The sequence below is a fragment of the Mesorhizobium terrae genome (assembly GCF_008727715.1).
GTDB classification, from domain to species: Bacteria; Pseudomonadota; Alphaproteobacteria; order Rhizobiales; family Rhizobiaceae; genus Mesorhizobium; species Mesorhizobium terrae.
Genome location: NZ_CP044218.1, coordinates 3,952,257 through 3,967,528 on the forward strand (window position 1 = coordinate 3,952,257; position 15,272 = coordinate 3,967,528).

General features: G+C 63.2%; 14 protein-coding genes. 5 read left to right on the forward strand and 9 right to left on the reverse strand.

Features of this window, described 5'->3' with window-relative positions:
* Positions 1–146 precede the first annotated feature (146 nt).
* Positions 147–1,625 (reverse strand): ABC transporter substrate-binding protein, encoded by a 1,479-nt coding sequence (locus FZF13_RS20250; RefSeq protein ID WP_024926859.1) that lies wholly within the window; start codon positions 1,623–1,625, stop codon positions 147–149.
* 170 nt (positions 1,626–1,795) lie between these two features.
* Between FZF13_RS20250 and FZF13_RS20255 the strand changes: the two genes are divergently transcribed.
* Complete coding sequence (locus FZF13_RS20255) at positions 1,796–2,305, forward strand: OsmC family protein (protein ID WP_024926860.1); 510 nt, start codon at positions 1,796–1,798, stop codon at positions 2,303–2,305.
* Here FZF13_RS20255 and FZF13_RS20260 read toward each other — a convergent pair.
* Complete coding sequence (locus FZF13_RS20260; RefSeq protein ID WP_024926861.1) at positions 2,302–3,579, reverse strand: acetylornithine deacetylase/succinyl-diaminopimelate desuccinylase family protein; 1,278 nt, start codon at positions 3,577–3,579, stop codon at positions 2,302–2,304. The genes FZF13_RS20255 and FZF13_RS20260 overlap by 4 nt on opposite strands.
* A gap of 237 nt (positions 3,580–3,816) precedes the next feature.
* On the opposite strand from FZF13_RS20260, the gene FZF13_RS20265 reads away from it, so the two are divergent.
* The 4 genes from FZF13_RS20265 (at position 3,817) to FZF13_RS20280 (ending at position 9,010) form a co-directional block, all read left to right on the forward strand.
* Positions 3,817–4,248: a L,D-transpeptidase gene (locus FZF13_RS20265; RefSeq protein ID WP_024926862.1), complete on the forward strand. Its 432-nt coding sequence runs from the start codon at positions 3,817–3,819 to the stop codon at positions 4,246–4,248.
* A gap of 209 nt (positions 4,249–4,457) precedes the next feature.
* Positions 4,458–7,307 carry a molybdopterin oxidoreductase family protein gene (locus FZF13_RS20270; protein WP_024926863.1) on the forward strand — a complete coding sequence of 950 codons (2,850 nt, stop codon included), beginning with the start codon at positions 4,458–4,460 and terminating at the stop codon, positions 7,305–7,307.
* A complete protein-coding gene (locus FZF13_RS20275) occupies positions 7,304–8,071 on the forward strand; it encodes a 4Fe-4S dicluster domain-containing protein (RefSeq protein WP_024926864.1) in 768 nt (255 codons plus the stop codon). The genes FZF13_RS20270 and FZF13_RS20275 overlap by 4 nt, the downstream gene beginning before the upstream one ends.
* A 3-nt stretch (positions 8,072–8,074) precedes the next feature.
* Entirely contained in the window at positions 8,075–9,010 is a 936-nt protein-coding gene (locus FZF13_RS20280; protein ID WP_024926865.1) for a dimethyl sulfoxide reductase anchor subunit family protein, read from the forward strand.
* A 57-nt stretch (positions 9,011–9,067) separates the two neighbouring features.
* Here the strand turns inward: FZF13_RS20280 and FZF13_RS28990 are convergent, their stop codons facing one another.
* The 7 genes from FZF13_RS28990 to FZF13_RS20310 form a co-directional block, all read right to left on the reverse strand.
* A complete protein-coding gene (locus FZF13_RS28990) occupies positions 9,068–9,235 on the reverse strand; it encodes a hypothetical protein (RefSeq protein ID WP_161773091.1) in 168 nt (55 codons plus the stop codon).
* Positions 9,236–9,426: 191 nt separating this feature from the next.
* Positions 9,427–10,383 (reverse strand): lipid A biosynthesis lauroyl acyltransferase, encoded by a 957-nt coding sequence (locus FZF13_RS20285; protein WP_024926866.1) that lies wholly within the window; start codon positions 10,381–10,383, stop codon positions 9,427–9,429.
* A complete protein-coding gene (locus FZF13_RS20290) occupies positions 10,383–11,411 on the reverse strand; it encodes a zinc-binding dehydrogenase (protein WP_024926867.1) in 1,029 nt (342 codons plus the stop codon). Before FZF13_RS20290 ends, FZF13_RS20285 begins: the two co-directional genes overlap by 1 nt.
* Positions 11,412–11,590: 179 nt before the next feature.
* The gene (locus FZF13_RS20295) at positions 11,591–12,862 is read right to left on the reverse strand and encodes a beta-ketoacyl-ACP synthase (RefSeq protein WP_024926868.1); all 1,272 of its coding nucleotides are present in this window, start codon (positions 12,860–12,862) and stop codon (positions 11,591–11,593) included.
* Positions 12,863–12,933: 71 nt separating this feature from the next.
* The gene (locus FZF13_RS20300; RefSeq protein ID WP_024926869.1) at positions 12,934–14,121 is read right to left on the reverse strand and encodes a beta-ketoacyl-ACP synthase; all 1,188 of its coding nucleotides are present in this window, start codon (positions 14,119–14,121) and stop codon (positions 12,934–12,936) included.
* Between the two features lie 66 nt (positions 14,122–14,187).
* Positions 14,188–14,472 carry an acyl carrier protein gene (locus FZF13_RS20305; RefSeq protein WP_024926870.1) on the reverse strand — a complete coding sequence of 95 codons (285 nt, stop codon included), beginning with the start codon at positions 14,470–14,472 and terminating at the stop codon, positions 14,188–14,190.
* Between the two features lie 177 nt (positions 14,473–14,649).
* Entirely contained in the window at positions 14,650–15,201 is a 552-nt protein-coding gene (locus FZF13_RS20310) for a histidine phosphatase family protein (RefSeq protein WP_024926871.1), read from the reverse strand.
* Positions 15,202–15,272 lie beyond the last annotated feature (71 nt).

Genomic DNA, 15,272 nt, shown 5'->3' on the forward strand with positions numbered 1-15,272 from the left:
GCGCACTTTTCCTTCTCCCCGTTCACGGGGAGAAGGTGTGCCAAACGAACGGATGAGGGGCAATAATATGCTCTGCAATGTCTGGCGCCGCCCCTTAATTGCCTGCTGGTATCTTCTCCCCGCGAACGGGGAGAAGATACCTTTCATCAATCCGCCCACTTCACCTTGGTGAGGTCGTTGGCCGGCACCGGCTGGTTCTGCCACAGGCCTTCCAGCTTGGAGTCCCAGACACCCACCTTGGGCAATTCGAACATGAAGCCGACCACGGCATCGTCGGCGAGGATCTTCTGCGCCTTGCCCAGCAATTCCTTGCGCTTGGCTTCGTCTGCGGTGAGGTTCAACTCGTCGATGACCTTGTTGAACTCGGGGTTGTGGTAGTTGAAGTAGTAGTCCTTGCGCGAATAGATATCGATGTCGTTCGGCTCGGTATGGGACACGATGGTGAAATCGTAGTCCTTCTTGGTGAACACCTGATCCAGCCATTGCGCCCATTCGACCGGGATGATCTCGAGGTCGATGCCGATCTCGCGCAATTCCGACGCGACGATCTCGCCGCCGAGACGCGCATAGTCGGGCGGCGGCAATTTCAGCGTCGCCTTGAAGCCGTTCTCCAGTCCGGCTTCCTTCAACAGCGCCTTGGCCTTGGCCGGATCGTGCGGGTACACGCCGGTCAGGTCGACATAGTCTTTGTTGGACGGCGACATGTGCGAGCCGATCGGTACGCCGAGACCGGCCGAGGCGCCGTCGATGATCGCCTTGCGGTCGAGCGCGTAGGACACGGCCTGGCGCACCTTCAACTGGTCGAGCGGCGACTTCTTGTTGTTCATGGCCAGGATGGTCTCGCCCTCGGTGGCACCGACCACGACCTTGAGGTTGGGCGCATCCTTAACCTGGGGAACGGCATCCGGTGAAAAGAACGGGAATGCCTGCACGTCGCCGGACAGCATCGCCGCCACGGCCGCCGCGGCATCGGGAATGAAGCGGAATTCGGCCTTGTCGAGATGAACCGGCTCGCCCCAGTAATTGTCGGTTTTCACGAGCGTCAACGAGGAGCCCTTCACCCAGTTCTGGAATTTGAAGGGGCCGGTGCCGATCGGCTTTTCCTTGTTGGTGTCGGCGCTTTCTGGCGCCACGATCACCGCGTCGCCCCAGCCCATATTGTAGAGGAAGGAACCCTGCGGCTGCTTCAGCGTCACCTTCACCGTCGTCGGGTCGACGACCTCGACGGTGTCGATGGCGGCGAAAAGCTGTTTTTGCGCGTTCTGGGAATTTTCGGCACGGGCGCGGTCCAGCGAGAACTTGACGTCCGAGGCATCGAAATCGGTGCCGTCGTGGAACTTCACGCCCTTGTGTAGCTTGAACGTATAGACCTTGCCGTCATCCGAAATCGTCCAGCTTTCTGCGAGGTCCGGCAGCACTTCGCCATTGGGGCCGATGCGGGTCAGGCCCTCGAAGATGTTGGCGTAGGTGACTTCGCGGATGGCTGCGGCGGCTCCCGCCGTCGGGTCGAGATGCGGCGGCTCAAGCACCATGCCGAGCACCAGATCGGTGCGGGCGGCCATCGCCGCGGTGCTAGAGGCCAGCGCGACAGCAGCCGCGGCCAGAATGGTCTTCCAGTGCCTCATCTCAAACTCCCTCAATGTTAGCCCGGCGGGATAGAAGCGTGAAATCCCGTTCTAGTAAATCGCATTTGTTTTCCCCGATGATGCTGATGGGGAAATCTTATGCCAATGTATCGGCTCCATCCGGCAGCTCTGTTCGGGCGGTGCCGGGATGGCGCGCAGGGAGTGAGACGATGGATGCCGCAATGCTCAAGAATCTCCAGGCCCCGCTCAAGGAGGCCTATCGCGAGACACCCGAGAAGGCGCTCATCACTTTGCGCGCCAAAGGCTCGATCGACGACCAGTCGATCGCCTGCAAGGTCGAGACCGGCCGTGCCTTGGCGATAGCCGGGCTTCATCCGGCAACCGGCGGCAGTGGATTGGAGCTGTGCTCCGGCGACATGCTGCTGGAAGCGCTCGTCGCCTGCGCGGGCGTCACGCTGAAGGCGGTCGCAACCGCGCTCGAGTTCCAGCTGGCGGCGGCGGCGATCACGGCCGAGGGCGATCTCGATTTTCGCGGCACGCTGGGCGTTGCCAGGGATACGCCGGTCGGCTTCCGGGCGGTGAGGTTGGGGTTCCAGTTGCAGACGGACGAACCACAGGAGCGGATCGATTCGCTTGTGAAACTCACCGAGCGCTACTGCGTGGTGTTGCAGACGATCAACCAGCGGCCCGATCTGTCGGTAACGGCACACAGGGTCTAGCGGGCCCCGCCGCGCAGCAACACGTTCAAGCCGATTGCCATCACCTTGGCCGACTGGACCATGTCGTCGATGCCGACCCATTCGTCCGGCCGATGGGCGAGATCGAGAATGCCGGGCCCGTAGGCAATGCAATCGAACAGATGGCCAATGCGGGCAACGTGTTTCTGGTCATAGGTGCCGGGCGAGATCACATAAGCGGGCTCGCGCTCGAACACCTGCATGATGCCTTCGGCCACGGCCTTGACCACCGGCGCGTCGCGCTCGGTCATGGTCGGCTGGACCTCCATGACGTCGCGGATGCGGTAATCGAACCTGGCGCGCTCGCGCTTCAAGCGGTCGAGGATGTCGGTCACCTCGCGCTTCACTTCATCGATCCTTTCTTCCAGCAGGAAGCGGCGGTCGATGGTGAGGCGGCACGAATCCGGCACGTTGGGCGAGGGCAGGCCCGGCCTGAAGTCCTCGGTCTGGCCGCCATGGATGGAATTGATGTTCATGGTGGAGCGGCGCGCGCCCTCCGGCACCACCGGCATCGACGTCTGCTTCTTGTCCAGCGCCGGGAACAGGTCCGCCTCGAAGGCCGCCAGGACCGCGCCCATGTGGCGAACCGCATTGTCACCGAGGAACGGCATCGAGCCATGGGCGATTTCGCCCAGCGTCTCGATCTCCGCCCACCATACGCCGCGATGGCCGAGGCAGATGCGGTCCTTGTTCAACGGTTCTGGAATGATGACGTGATCGACCTTCGGCTTTGAGAAATAACCCTTGCTGGCCAGATAGGCGACGCCGCCGAAGCCGCCCGATTCCTCGTCCACCGTGCCCGATATCTCGATCGCGCCGGGAAAGTCAGGATAGGCATCCATGAAGGCTTCAACGGCGATGATGGAGGCGGCGAGGCCGCCCTTCATGTCGCAGGCGCCGCGGCCATAGACCCGGCCATCCTTCACCACACCGGCAAAGGGATCGACGGTCCAGCCTTCGCCGGCCTCGACCACGTCGATGTGGGAGTTGAAATGCACGGTCGGTCCCGGCGTGCGCCCATCGAAGCGGGCAACGACATTGACACGCGGATAGCGGTCGTTGTCGCCGGGCGTGCCTTCGCCACGGACCAGTTCCGTCTCGAAGCCGCGTTTCTTCAGGCGCTCGGCGATGTATTCCGCGCATGGCCGGTAGGCTTCGCCGGGTGGGTTGACCGTCGGGAAGCGGATCAGGTCAGCGGTCAGCGCGACGAGGTCGTCGGTGCGTGCATCGATGCCATGCAAGAGTCGGTCGGTCATTGGGCGAAGTTGAGCAGGGAAAGACGTCACCTTGCAAGCCTAGCGATTGAGCCAAACAGCGTCAGCACGTGGCGCAGCTGCAGCCGTGGGAAGAAACGCTGGGCGTTCACACGTTCGCGATTGGCGGAAGATCAATAGCCTTTGTGTAAGCTGGCTCACTGTTCTTTTAACATTTGAAAGATAGTGTGAAGCGGCAGGCACGCGGAGACACAGGAGCAAGCAAGGGGAAGTATGCTCATGAAAAGGTCCGTTTTACTGGGCGGGATTTTTGCGATGGCACTGCTTGGGGTGCTGTCGGAAGCGAAGGCAGACAGTCTCGTCGCCAGGATCAACATTTCTACACAGACGATGACCGTCAGTCGTTACGGCGAGGTGCTCTATCGCTGGAGCGTTTCGACGGCGCGCAAGGGTTACGTCACGCCGAGCGGAAGCTGGCGGCCGAAGCGTTTGCACCGGATGTGGTATTCGCAGAAATACGACAATTCGCCGATGCCATGGTCCGTCTTCTACAATGGCGGCTTTGCCGTGCACGGCACCAATGCGGTCCGTCAACTCGGACGGCCGGCGTCGCATGGTTGCGTGCGGCTCTCTACGGCCAACGCCGCCACATTCTACGCGCTGGTCAAGGAAGTCGGCATGAGCGGCACACGCATCGTGGTGACGAACTAAACTGGCATCGATAAAGTCAGACAGGCCGGCGATCAGGCCGGCCTTCTCGTGCCGGCTTCATCGGCGGAGGTTTTGCGCGATCGCTACGATTCTTAGTGCCGTTTGCTCGCATCCGGCATCATTTGAATAATGAAACATCCATAACCGCCGGTTTCACGCATTTCCTTTCTTCGATGCCCTCGATAGTACTTCGGTGTGAGGAGCTATCGATGAGTCCCAAGCCGTATGTGGCTCTGTCCGAACCCGTCGCTGACGAGGTCCGCAAGACGACCTGCTACATGTGCGCGTGCCGCTGCGGCATCAACGTGCACATCAAGGACGGCAAGATCCGCTACATCGAGGGCAATCGCGACCATCCGGTCAACAAGGGCGTTCTGTGCGCCAAGGGTTCGGCCGGCATCATGCAGCACTATGCGCCAGCGCGTCTGCGGGCGCCGCTGAAGCGGGTGGGGCCGCGCGGTTCCGGCAAATTCCAGGAGATTGGCTGGGACGAGGCGCTGGCGATCGCCACCGGCTGGCTGGACAACGTGCGCCGCGACGATCCGAAGAAGCTCGCCTTCTTCACCGGGCGCGACCAGTCGCAATCCCTGACCGGCTTTTGGGCGCAGCAGTTCGGCACGCCGAACTATGCCGCCCATGGCGGTTTCTGCTCGGTCAACATGGCCGCCGCCGGCATCATGACCATTGGCGGCGCCTTCTGGGAGTTCGGCCAGCCGGACTGGGAGCGGACGAAGCTGTTCGTTTTGTTCGGGGTGGCGGAGGATCACGATTCCAACCCGATCAAGATGGGCATCGCCAAACTGAAGCGGAATGGTGCCCGTTTCGTCTCGGTCAACCCGGTGCGCACCGGCTACTCGGCGGTAGCCGACAACTGGATCGGCGTGCGGCCCGGCACTGACGGCCTGTTGATCCTGGCCATCGTGCATGAGCTCCTGAAGGCGCGCCGCATCGATGTCGACTATCTGGTGCGCTATTCCAATGCCACCTGGCTGGTGATCGACGCCCCGGGCACCGCCGAGCACGGCCTGTTCGCGCGGGATGGCGAGGGCAAGCCGCTCGTCTTCGAAAGCGTGACGGAACAGGTCGTTGCGGCAGGCGCCAGGGGGGCAAGGGCAGCGCTTTCCGGCCGCGTGCAACTGGCCGATGGTCGTTTCGCGGTACCGTCCTTCCAGTTGCTCGCCGAAAAATACCTGGACCCGAAATACGCGCCGGAAGCCGTGGCCGGGGAAACCGGCGTCGCGGTCGAGACCATTCGCGGGCTGGCGGCGGAGATCGGCCGCGTGGCCTTCGACGAGACGATAACGATCGAACAACCGTGGACCGACATCAACGGCCAACGCCATGAAGCCTTTGTCGGGCGGCCGGTGTCATTCCATGCCATGCGCGGGATTTCGGCGCATTCCAACGGCTTCCAGACGGCGCGGGCGCTGCATATGCTGCAGGTGCTGATCGGCGCGGTCGATTGCCCGGGCGGGTTCCGCTTCGAGCCGCCTTATCCCAAGCCCGTGACGGCGCATCCGACGCCGCATGGACGGGCCGAGCATTTCGGCTCCAACAAGCCGCTGTCAGGGCCGCATCTAGGCTTTCCGCGCGGGCCGGAAGATCTTTTGATCGATGCCGAGGGTAAGCCGACCCGTATCGACAAGGCGTTTTCTTGGGATGCGCCGCTTTCGGTGCACGGGTTGATGCATATGGTCATCGCCAACGCCCATGCCGGCGATCCGTATCCGATCGACGTGTTGTTCCTCTACATGGCCAACATGGCCTGGAACTCGTCGATGAACACCGCGGGCGTCATCCGCATGCTTGAGGACAAGGACACGGAGACTGGCGAATACAAGATCCCGAAGATCATCTATTCGGACGCCTATGCCTCCGAAATGGTCGCCTATGCCGACCTCGTCCTGCCCGATACCACCTATCTCGAACGGCATGACTGCATTTCGCTGCTCGACCGGCCGATCTCGGAGCCGGATGCCGTGCAGGATGCCATCCGCTGGCCGGTGGTCGAGCCGGACCGCGACGTGCGCGGCTTCCAGAGCGTGCTGATCGATCTCGGCGCGCGCCTCAGATTGCCCGGTTTCGCCGACAACCACGGCAAGCCGTTGTACAAGGATTACGCTGACTACATCGTTCGCCACGAACGCCGGCCGGGCATCGGCCCTCTGGCCGGGTTTCGCGGTCTCAACGGCGATCGCGCCGGGCGCGGCGCCGCCAATGCCGAGCAATTACAACGCTATATCGACAACGGTTCGTTCTTTTCGGCGCATATCCCGCTGGAGGCGCAGTTCTTCAAACACGCCAACCAGGCCTATCAGGACTTCGCCGTGCGTATGGGCTTCTTCGACACGCCGCAGCCCGTCACCTTCCAGCTCTACCAGGAATCGCTGCAGAAATTCCGCTTGTCGGCGCAGGGGCTGCGCGAACCAATCGCGCCTGAAACGCACCGCGAGCGCATCCTCGCAAGCTTCGATCCGCTGCCTGACTGGTACCGGCCGTTCGGCGAGGCGATGGTCGACAGAGGAGAGTTTCCCTTGCACGCCATCACCCAGCGCCCGGCGGCGATGTATCATTCCTGGGGCTCGATGAATGCCTGGTTGAGGCAGATCCACACGTCGAACGCGCTTTATGTACCGGGGCCGATCTGCGACCGGCTGGAGCTCGCCGACGGCGACTGGGTATGGCTGATCTCGCATCACAGCCGCATCAAAGTGCCGGTCCAGCGCATGGAGGCAGTCAATTCTTCGACAGTGTGGACGTGGAACGCCATCGGCAAGCGGGAAGGCGCCTGGGGGCTGAATCGCGATGCGCCGGAAGCACAAAAGGGCTTCCTGATGAATCACTTGATCCACGAACTTCTCCCATCGCGGGAAGACGGCCGGCGATGGTCGAATTCCGATCCGATCACTGGCCAGGCTGCCTGGTATGACCTCAGGGTTCGTATCGAAAAGGCCGACAAGGGCGCGGTGAGCGAGCCGCATTTCTCGACACTCGCCGAACCGGGTAAAGCGCGAGCGCATCCCACCGAATTGCGCTACGGACAGGAGTGGGCATCATGACCAGCCTGCCTGCGTTGCCCACGCCTAAAAAACTCGGCCTCGTCATCGATCTCGACGTCTGCGTCGGCTGCCATGCCTGCGTCGTCAACTGCAAGGAATGGAATACCGGCGGTTATGGCGCCGCGCTGTCCGATCAAAACCCCTATGGTGTCGATGTTTCCGGTGCCTGGCTGAACCGCGTCCACTCCTTCGAGGTAATGCCGGAGGGCGGCCAGATCGTCGGCGAGGCGGGTGAAGCGCGCATCGTGCATTTCCCCAAATCCTGCCTGCATTGCGAGGACGCACCCTGCGTTACCGTCTGCCCGACGGGCGCTTCCTACAAGCGTGCCGAAGACGGCATCGTGCTGGTCGATGAGGACAAATGCATCGGCTGCGGCCTCTGCGCCTGGTCGTGCCCCTATGGCGCGCGTGAAATGGACCTTGCTGCCGGGGTGATGAAGAAGTGCACGCTGTGCATCGACCGCATCTACAACGAAACGCTGGAAGAGGTGGACCGGCAGCCGGCCTGCGTGCGTACTTGTCCCGCCAACGCCCGCCATTTCGGCGATCTCGCGGACCCATCTTCCGCGGTCTCGATCATGGTGGCGCAACGTGGCGGCATCGACCTGATGCCGGAGCAGGGGACGCGCCCGACAAACAAATACCTGCCGCCACGGGCGCGGACGCCGCTGGCGGCGAGCGCGGGTCTGGTGGGGAAGGCCGAAGACACAAGCGGCGCCACCGGCTTTTTCGCCTGGCTCGACGGCATGCTGGACCGTATCTGATCCATGCATCCGGCCTTTTCCATCATCGTTTTCACAACGCTTTCCGGGCTCGGCTACGGGCTGGCGGCGGTGCTGGGGCTTGGCCTGCTCGACCCTGCGGCGGTCGCCACCAAGCTCGCCTACATGACGGCGCTGGCGCTGATCGCAGGCGGGCTCTTGTCGTCGACCCTGCATCTCGGCAACCCGCAACGTGCCTGGCGGGCGCTTTCGCAATGGCGGTCGAGCTGGCTGTCGCGGGAGGGCGTGCTGTCGTTGCTGACCTTCGTGCCGCTTATCGTGTCGGCCTGGCTCTCGGTCGTCTACGGACGCTATTCGGCGCCCTTTGGGATTGCCGCAACCGTGCTGTCGCTCGCCACTGTCTTCTGCACGTCGATGATCTATGCGTGCCTGAAATCGGTGCAAGCCTGGCATACGCGGCTGACGCCGGCCTGTTATCTGCTGTTTTCGCTGGCTGGCGGGTCGCTGCTCGGCGCGATGTTCGCGACTGCTGGTGGTCGCGGCGGCATTCCGCTGTTGTTGCCGGCGCTGGTTTTCCTCATCGCGGCCTGGGCGGTGAAGATCGCCTGGCTGCGCAATCTCGACGGCCTGGTGCCATTGTCGACACCGGAAAGCGCCACGGGGCTCGGCGCCATCGGCCGCGTGCGGCTGTTTGAGCGGCCGCATGTCACCGAAAACTACCTGACCAACGAAATGGGTTTCCGCGTCGCGCGCAAGCATGCTGAAAAACTGCGCAGGCTGGCGCTGTTGCTCGGCGGGCTATTGCCTGGAGGGCTGATCTTCCTGGTGCTGGCCGCGCTGATGGCTGGCGCAAACGCGGGTTTGGCCGCGACCTTAACCCTGGCGGTCGCGGCGCTTTCCCACGTCGTCGGCATGTTTGTCGAACGCTGGCTGTTCTTTGCCGAAGCGCGCCACGCGGTGATGAATTATTACGGTGGGTAAGAATTTTCGACGCGACTGATCGCGTTCTCGATCCGCAATCGAAGCGGGTCGGTCGGGTCAGTTGCCGGCGATAGCCGGCTTGGCCGCCTTTTTCTTGCGCACGTTGCGCAGCCGCTTCGCCAATCGCCTGAGTGCCGCGAACTTTTCACCCGGTTTCGCCGGCTGCTGGCCGCCCCACGGCGTCCACAAGGCAACGCCCTTCTGTCTGATCTGTTCGTCCGTCATCGCCCACAACCCTGCCACGACGTCACTGTCCGGCAAAAAAGTTAACGATCAAGTGCGGCGGAAGTTGTGCATTTTCACGATCTCGCACGTAGCGCGGATCAATTTCGTGCGACCACAGCGATGGCAAGGCGGATTGCACCAAATCAAAGTGCTGGAGCGTCCTTTGCACGTCCGAACGGACACGCGGCGCTCTAGCGGGTGCGGCCCCTGATCTGCCAGCGCTTGTGGAACCACATCCACTGGCCGGGATCGTCGCGCACCCAACCTTCAACCGTGTCATTCATCAATTGCACTGTCGCGGCGACGTCCAGTTGGCCTGCTGCGTTGCGCGGCAAATCGAGCTTGTCGCAAAGGGTGAGCCGGAACCTGTTGCCGGGCAGGCGCACGGAAAAAACGGGATAGACATCGCACTCGAACTGCCGCGCCAGCTTCGGCACCAGCGGGCTGGTCTGGCACTGCCTGCCGAAGAAGGTGGAAAGCACCCCGTTGGTGAACTTCTGGTCGACCAGCGCGCCGACATTACTGCCGCGCTCCAGAACCTGCGCCATGGCGAAAGACACGCCGTTCTTCGACGCGAGCAGTTCGCCCATCGTCGCCGCGCGCGTCTTGAAGATGTATTCGGCGAGATAGGGATTGTTCGGGGCGCGAAACAACGCCGAGACCGAAAGGTCGAAGGTGGCGGCGGCCACCGGCAGCAACTCGAAATTGCCCATATGCGCGGTGAAGAAGATGTGCGGCTTCTTCTCGTCGCGAATTTTCAGGAACAGTTCCTTGCCGATGACCTCGACGCGGCCCGGCGTCTCGGCATCGGGGTCGTAGTCGAAGAGTTGGCCGAGGAAGACATATTCCCCGGCCAGGCGCCCCATATTGCCCCACATGTCGGAGGCGATCTTTTCGATCTCGGCCTCGCTCTTGTCCGGGTAGGCTTCCTTGATGTTGGCGATCGCCACACGATGGCGGCCAACCATCGGACCTATCTTGCGCGTTACGCGGTCGATGAAGGAAAGCGCGCGGTCGGGCGGCAGCAAGCGCAGGATCGCCAGGAGCGCCATGGCGACACGCGCGGTGAGCCAATATTCCGCGACTTTCAGGCCGCGCAACGTCTTATAGACGAGCGGGCGCAGCATCGGTTCCCGCGTGCCGGCCATCAGCCCACGCGCAGGATGATTTTGCCGAAGACGTCGCGGCCTTCCATGCGCTTCAACGCCGCGTCGATGCCGCTGAAATCGACCTCGGTGTCGATGACCGGGGCAACGAGGCCGGCGGCCATCTTTTGCATCGCATTGGCCATGTTCTCCATGCGGCAGCCGAAGGAGCCGAGCAGCTTCAATTGCTGCTGGAAAAGCATCATCAGGTTAATCTCGGTGGAGACGCCGGAGGTCGAGCCGCAGGTGACGAGGCGGCCGCCGCGCTTGAGGGAGAACATCGAGCCGGCCCAGGTGTCCTTGCCGACATGTTCGAAGACGACGTCGACGCCCTTCTTCTTGGTGATCTTGCGCACCGCGCCCTCGAAGCGATCCTCGCGGTAGTTGATGACGTGGTCGGCGCCGAGCGCCTTGGCCTTCTCGATCTTGTCGTTGGAACCGACGGTGGTGATGACGGTGCAGCCGATCTTCTTGGCAAGCTGGATCGCGGCCGAGCCGATGCCGGAGCCGCCGGCATGGACAAGGATCGTTTCACCCGGTTCCAGCTTAGCGTTGTCGAACAGCATATGCTCAACCGTGCCGAAGGTGACCGGCGCGACGGCCGCACCGATAGCGTCGACGCCAGGAGGGGCGGGCACCAGCAGGCGGGCGGGAAGGTTGATCTTCTCCTGCGCGAAGCCGTCGAGATGGAAACCGTGCACGCCGCCGACATGCTCGCACAGATTGTCGCGCTTCTCGCGGCAGGCGCGGCACAGCCCGCAGGTGCGCGCGCCATAGATCGAGACGAGCTGGCCGGGAACCAGGTTCGAGACGCCGGGGCCGACCGCCTCGACCTCGCCGGAGGCCTCCGCGCCGACGGTGAGCGGCAGCTTGCGCTTGGCAAAGGCCATGCCGCGCCAGCCCCATACGTCGATGTGGTTCAGCGCCACGGCCTTGATGCGCAGCGTCACTTCGCCAAGAGCAGGCGGCGGCGGCGGAGCGATATCGACGATTTCGAGCCGCCGATCCTCGATGAGTTGCAGTGCGCGCATATGGTCTTGCGTCCAGTTATGTTTTCGAAAGAGGAAAACAGGGCAATAAGGGAATAGGGCTGCAAGGCAATAGGTTCAGGCGAAATAGCAGGAATCAAGCCGCAATTCGCTGCTCGTCGCCCTACGGCCTTATTCCCTATTCCCTTCTTGTCTGCGCCGTAGCGCCCCAGAGCGCTGCCTTAAACAGGTTCCCGCGCCATGACAAGGCAAGTGTTCTGGCCGCCGAAGCCGAAGGAATTGGACAGAACCGTGCCGACCTTGGCCTCGCGCTTCCTGTTCGGCACCACGTCCAGCGCGATCGCGGGGTCGGGGTTGTCATAGTTGATGGTCGGCGGAATGACGCCTTCGCGCATGGTCATCAGCGAGAAGGCTGCTTCGATGGCGCCCGCTGCCGACAGCGTGTGGCCGATCATCGACTTGTTGGACGAGATCGGGATCTGGCTAATGCGCTCGCCGAAGACAGTGGACAGCGACATATGTTCCATCTTGTCGTTTTCCGGCGTCGAGGTGCCGTGCGCGTTGATGTAGTCGATCTCGTCCTCGGAAAGGCCGGCGTCGGCAAGCGCTGCCTTGACCGCCGCGATGGCCGGCGAACCGTCCGGCTTGGAGCGGGTGCGGTGGAAGTCGTCGGCCTTTTCGCCGCAGCCGCGCAGGATTCCGAGCACGGTAGCACCGCGCGCCAGCGCGCTTTCCAGCGATTCCAGCACGAGCGCAGCCGAACCTTCGGCGAGCACGAAGCCGTCACGATCCTTCGAGAAGGGCTTCGAGGTCTTTTCCGGCACGTCGTTGGAAGTGGACAGCGCCGAAAGCAGCGAGAAGCGGATCAGCGCCTCGGCGGTGGCCGAGCCGTCGGCGCCGATTGAGAGCGCACGTTCGCATTCGCCGCGGCGGATCGCCTCGACGCCGAGCTGGATGGCGGTGGCGCCCGAAGCGCAGGCGGTGGAGAGCGTGATTGGCAGGCCGGTCGTGCCGAAAGCGTCGGCCAGGCGATCGGCAATGGTGCCGAACTGCGCGGAATCGAACATGTCAGAGGAATTCAGTCCGCGCGCAACTTCCAGGATGCGATCGGAGGCATTTTCCCGATCGCCGCCCTTGTAGAGCGCCAGCCTGTCATGCCAGTCGAGCTCGACCGGCGGCGAGGCGAGGAAGAGCGGGCCGCCGAAATTCTCGGCGTCGATGCCGGCCTCGGCGACGGCCTCGCGCGCAGCCGTTTCGGCCAGCTCATAGGTCAGTGCGCTGGCGCCCTTGCTGCTCGACGGCAGGAAATCGACCATGCCGGAGACGCGGGTGTTGAGCTGGTCGACGGGGAAGCGGGTGATGGGGTGGATGCCGGACTTGCCGGCGGTCAGGGCCGCCCAGTTATCGGCCTTGCCGATGCCGAGCGACGTGACCACGCCGATGCCGGTAACGGCAACAACCGGCCTGCCCAGATGATCTTTCAGCTTCGCCATGCCTCAATCCTCGACCGTTTTCGCCTTGCGCCGCGATCCAACCCCGCCGCCATGCGGCCAGCAGGTGCCGCTTAAGCGGCGCTGACCAGCGCCAGTCCCTCGAATTGGTGATAGCCGACCGCTGTTGCCAGTACCTGCTCGGGAATTCCGTCGAAATTGCGCTCGGATGCCGCGTCGAAGGTCGGGTAGGGCGCCTTGTTGTGGATGGCAAGTGCGGCCAACGCCACGGCGAAGGGGAACTGCGCTTCCTTCATGTGGCCGGTTAGCGTGCCGAAGCCGCGCACGGCAAGATTGGCGCGGGCGTCGAATGCGGCCTTCTCGGCGGTCGTGGCCGCGCGGCCACCCGAGGCACCCGACAACGCCAGAAGCGGGCCGGCTGGCAGGTTTGCGGTGCCAAGCAGTGCCTCAATACCGGCGCTTAGTTCGCCGCGCTTGCGGCGCGCGCGACCGGACTGGACCGGGCCGAGTTCGGCGTAGATGCGGCCACCACGCTTTTCGGCATGTTCGCGGCTTTCCAAAACGAGGAAAGCGCCGCCGGAACCGGAGACGACGCCGCCGCCTTCCGAAGCGTCGCGTTGCCAGACGGGCTTCCAGGCTCCCCTGTGCAGGTAGGCGCCGAGCTCGTAGCCCAGAAGCATGTCGGGATGTTCGGTCTGGAAGGCGCCGCCCACCAGCATATGCGTGGACTGGCCGGAGCGGATGCGTGCGGCGGCGGTTTCGACCGCGGCGACGCCGGCACCTTCCTCGCCCATGAAGGTGCGCGAGGAACCGGTCACCTTGTGCACGATCGAGATATTGCCAGCGAGCAGATTGGAAAGCTGCGCCAGAAACAGCGTCGGTCTCAGCTCCGTGGTCAGCTTCTCGTTGAGCAGGACATCGAAGTCGGGCCGGTTTTCGGATGCGGCCAGGATAGCGTTGTCGACCGCCACGTCACGCTCGCCACCGCCGGCGGCAACGACCATGTCCATGGTGGCGCACAGCGCCTCGTCGGTCTTGATGCCGGCATCGTCGAGCGCCAGCCCCGCCACATAGGTGCCCAGCCGCTGCCAGGTTTCCATCTGGCGCTGGTCGCCGCGCTTGGCGATCTGCAGATTCCAGTCGATCTCGGGCAGGGGGTGGACGGTGTAGGGCGCGAAGCGTTCCGAATCGAGCACGGGCTTGGCGCCCGCTGTCGTCAGCTTTTGCCAATGCGCGTTCGGGCCTTCCCCCAAAGAGGAAACGAGGCCGATGCCGGTGATGACGACGTCATGGGATGTCATGGGCGGTTTTTGGGTCAGCGCGCGCCGCCCGTCAAGGGCGGCCGGCGGATGGCCATGCCTGTTCGATCAGGCGGCGTTCTTGGCGGCGACCAGTGCGTCGATCTTGGCGCAGAGGTTCTTCATGACGAAATATTCGTCGGTCGAGGCCTTGCCGTCGTTGACTTCCTGCGTCCACTTTTCGAGAGGCACCTTGATGCCGAATTCCTTGTCGATCGCGAAGACGATGTCGAGGAAATCGAGGCTGTCGATGCCCAGATCATCAATGGTGTGGCTCTCGGGCGTGATCGTGTCGATGTCGATTTCGCTGGTGTCGGCGATGATCTTTGCGACTTTTTCGAACGTGGTGGACAAGGGATCTTCCTTCGATTGCGGGCGGATGCGGTCCGCAGGTGGCTCGGCGCTGTCTAATCGGTTTTCTTGTACAGGGAAAGCCGAAAACGCGGCTTTGCATGGTCTGCGCACCGGCATCTACCGACAGATACAGCCATTTGACGACGAAGGAAGCTGATCGTCCGGCCCGACACGGGTCTAGAAGATGATGCGGCCGAGTACGCGCAGCTTGTCGCCGTCGACGCTCACGATCACCGCTTCGCCTTCGCGGGCACCGGCCCCAGTCAGCGCCTGGATGTTTTCCAGGTGGGTGACCATGACGAGGTTGCCGTCGCCCGAGAAGCCGGCGACCTGTTTGACGACGGCTTCGTTCTGCGCAGCCGCTGCCGCCGCATCCTTGGACAAGAGATCGAGCGGCTCGAACTTCTCCGTCTTGTTGTCCTCGAAGGCGATGCCGGCGGTGTCGAGTGCACGGCAATAGCGGCTGGACAATATCCGATCGATGGGCGCGGCGCGGGCCGCGAACAGCGCACCGATCTTGCGCGCCTGCTGCTTGCCGCGCTCGGACAGTTTCTGTTGCGTCGCGCATGCGTCGATGTCGAAGCCGGCTGGATCGCCACTGCCGGTGACCATGGCGTGGCGCAGCAGCACGACATGGCCGCCAGCCCTGAGCAGCGCCCATCCGGCATCGGTCGCGTGGGCGACGGCTGGCACAAAGGCAAGGAGGAGGGCGAGGGCAAGACGAAACATGGCGGACCTTTCCGCCGTCCCATCGACGCCGGTCTTTTCCATATAGGGACGGCAAAGGCACCGGGAAGGCA

Bases quoted from the DNA above. Each gene is read 5' to 3' on its own strand.
- FZF13_RS20250 (WP_024926859.1), bottom strand. From the start codon at position 1,625: ATGAGGCACTGGAAGACCATTCTGGCCGCGGCTGCTGTCGCGCTGGCC.
- FZF13_RS20255 (WP_024926860.1), top strand. From the start codon at position 1,796: ATGGATGCCGCAATGCTCAAGAATCTCCAGGCCCCGCTCAAGGAGGCC.
- FZF13_RS20260 (WP_024926861.1), bottom strand. From the start codon at position 3,579: ATGACCGACCGACTCTTGCATGGCATCGATGCACGCACCGACGACCTC.
- FZF13_RS20265 (WP_024926862.1), top strand. From the start codon at position 3,817: ATGAAAAGGTCCGTTTTACTGGGCGGGATTTTTGCGATGGCACTGCTT.
- FZF13_RS20270 (WP_024926863.1), top strand. From the start codon at position 4,458: ATGAGTCCCAAGCCGTATGTGGCTCTGTCCGAACCCGTCGCTGACGAG.
- FZF13_RS20275 (WP_024926864.1), top strand. From the start codon at position 7,304: ATGACCAGCCTGCCTGCGTTGCCCACGCCTAAAAAACTCGGCCTCGTC.
- FZF13_RS20280 (WP_024926865.1), top strand. From the start codon at position 8,075: ATGCATCCGGCCTTTTCCATCATCGTTTTCACAACGCTTTCCGGGCTC.
- FZF13_RS28990 (WP_161773091.1), bottom strand. From the start codon at position 9,235: ATGACGGACGAACAGATCAGACAGAAGGGCGTTGCCTTGTGGACGCCG.
- FZF13_RS20285 (WP_024926866.1), bottom strand. From the start codon at position 10,383: ATGGCCGGCACGCGGGAACCGATGCTGCGCCCGCTCGTCTATAAGACG.
- FZF13_RS20290 (WP_024926867.1), bottom strand. From the start codon at position 11,411: ATGCGCGCACTGCAACTCATCGAGGATCGGCGGCTCGAAATCGTCGAT.
- FZF13_RS20295 (WP_024926868.1), bottom strand. From the start codon at position 12,862: ATGGCGAAGCTGAAAGATCATCTGGGCAGGCCGGTTGTTGCCGTTACC.
- FZF13_RS20300 (WP_024926869.1), bottom strand. From the start codon at position 14,121: ATGACATCCCATGACGTCGTCATCACCGGCATCGGCCTCGTTTCCTCT.
- FZF13_RS20310 (WP_024926871.1), bottom strand. From the start codon at position 15,201: ATGTTTCGTCTTGCCCTCGCCCTCCTCCTTGCCTTTGTGCCAGCCGTC.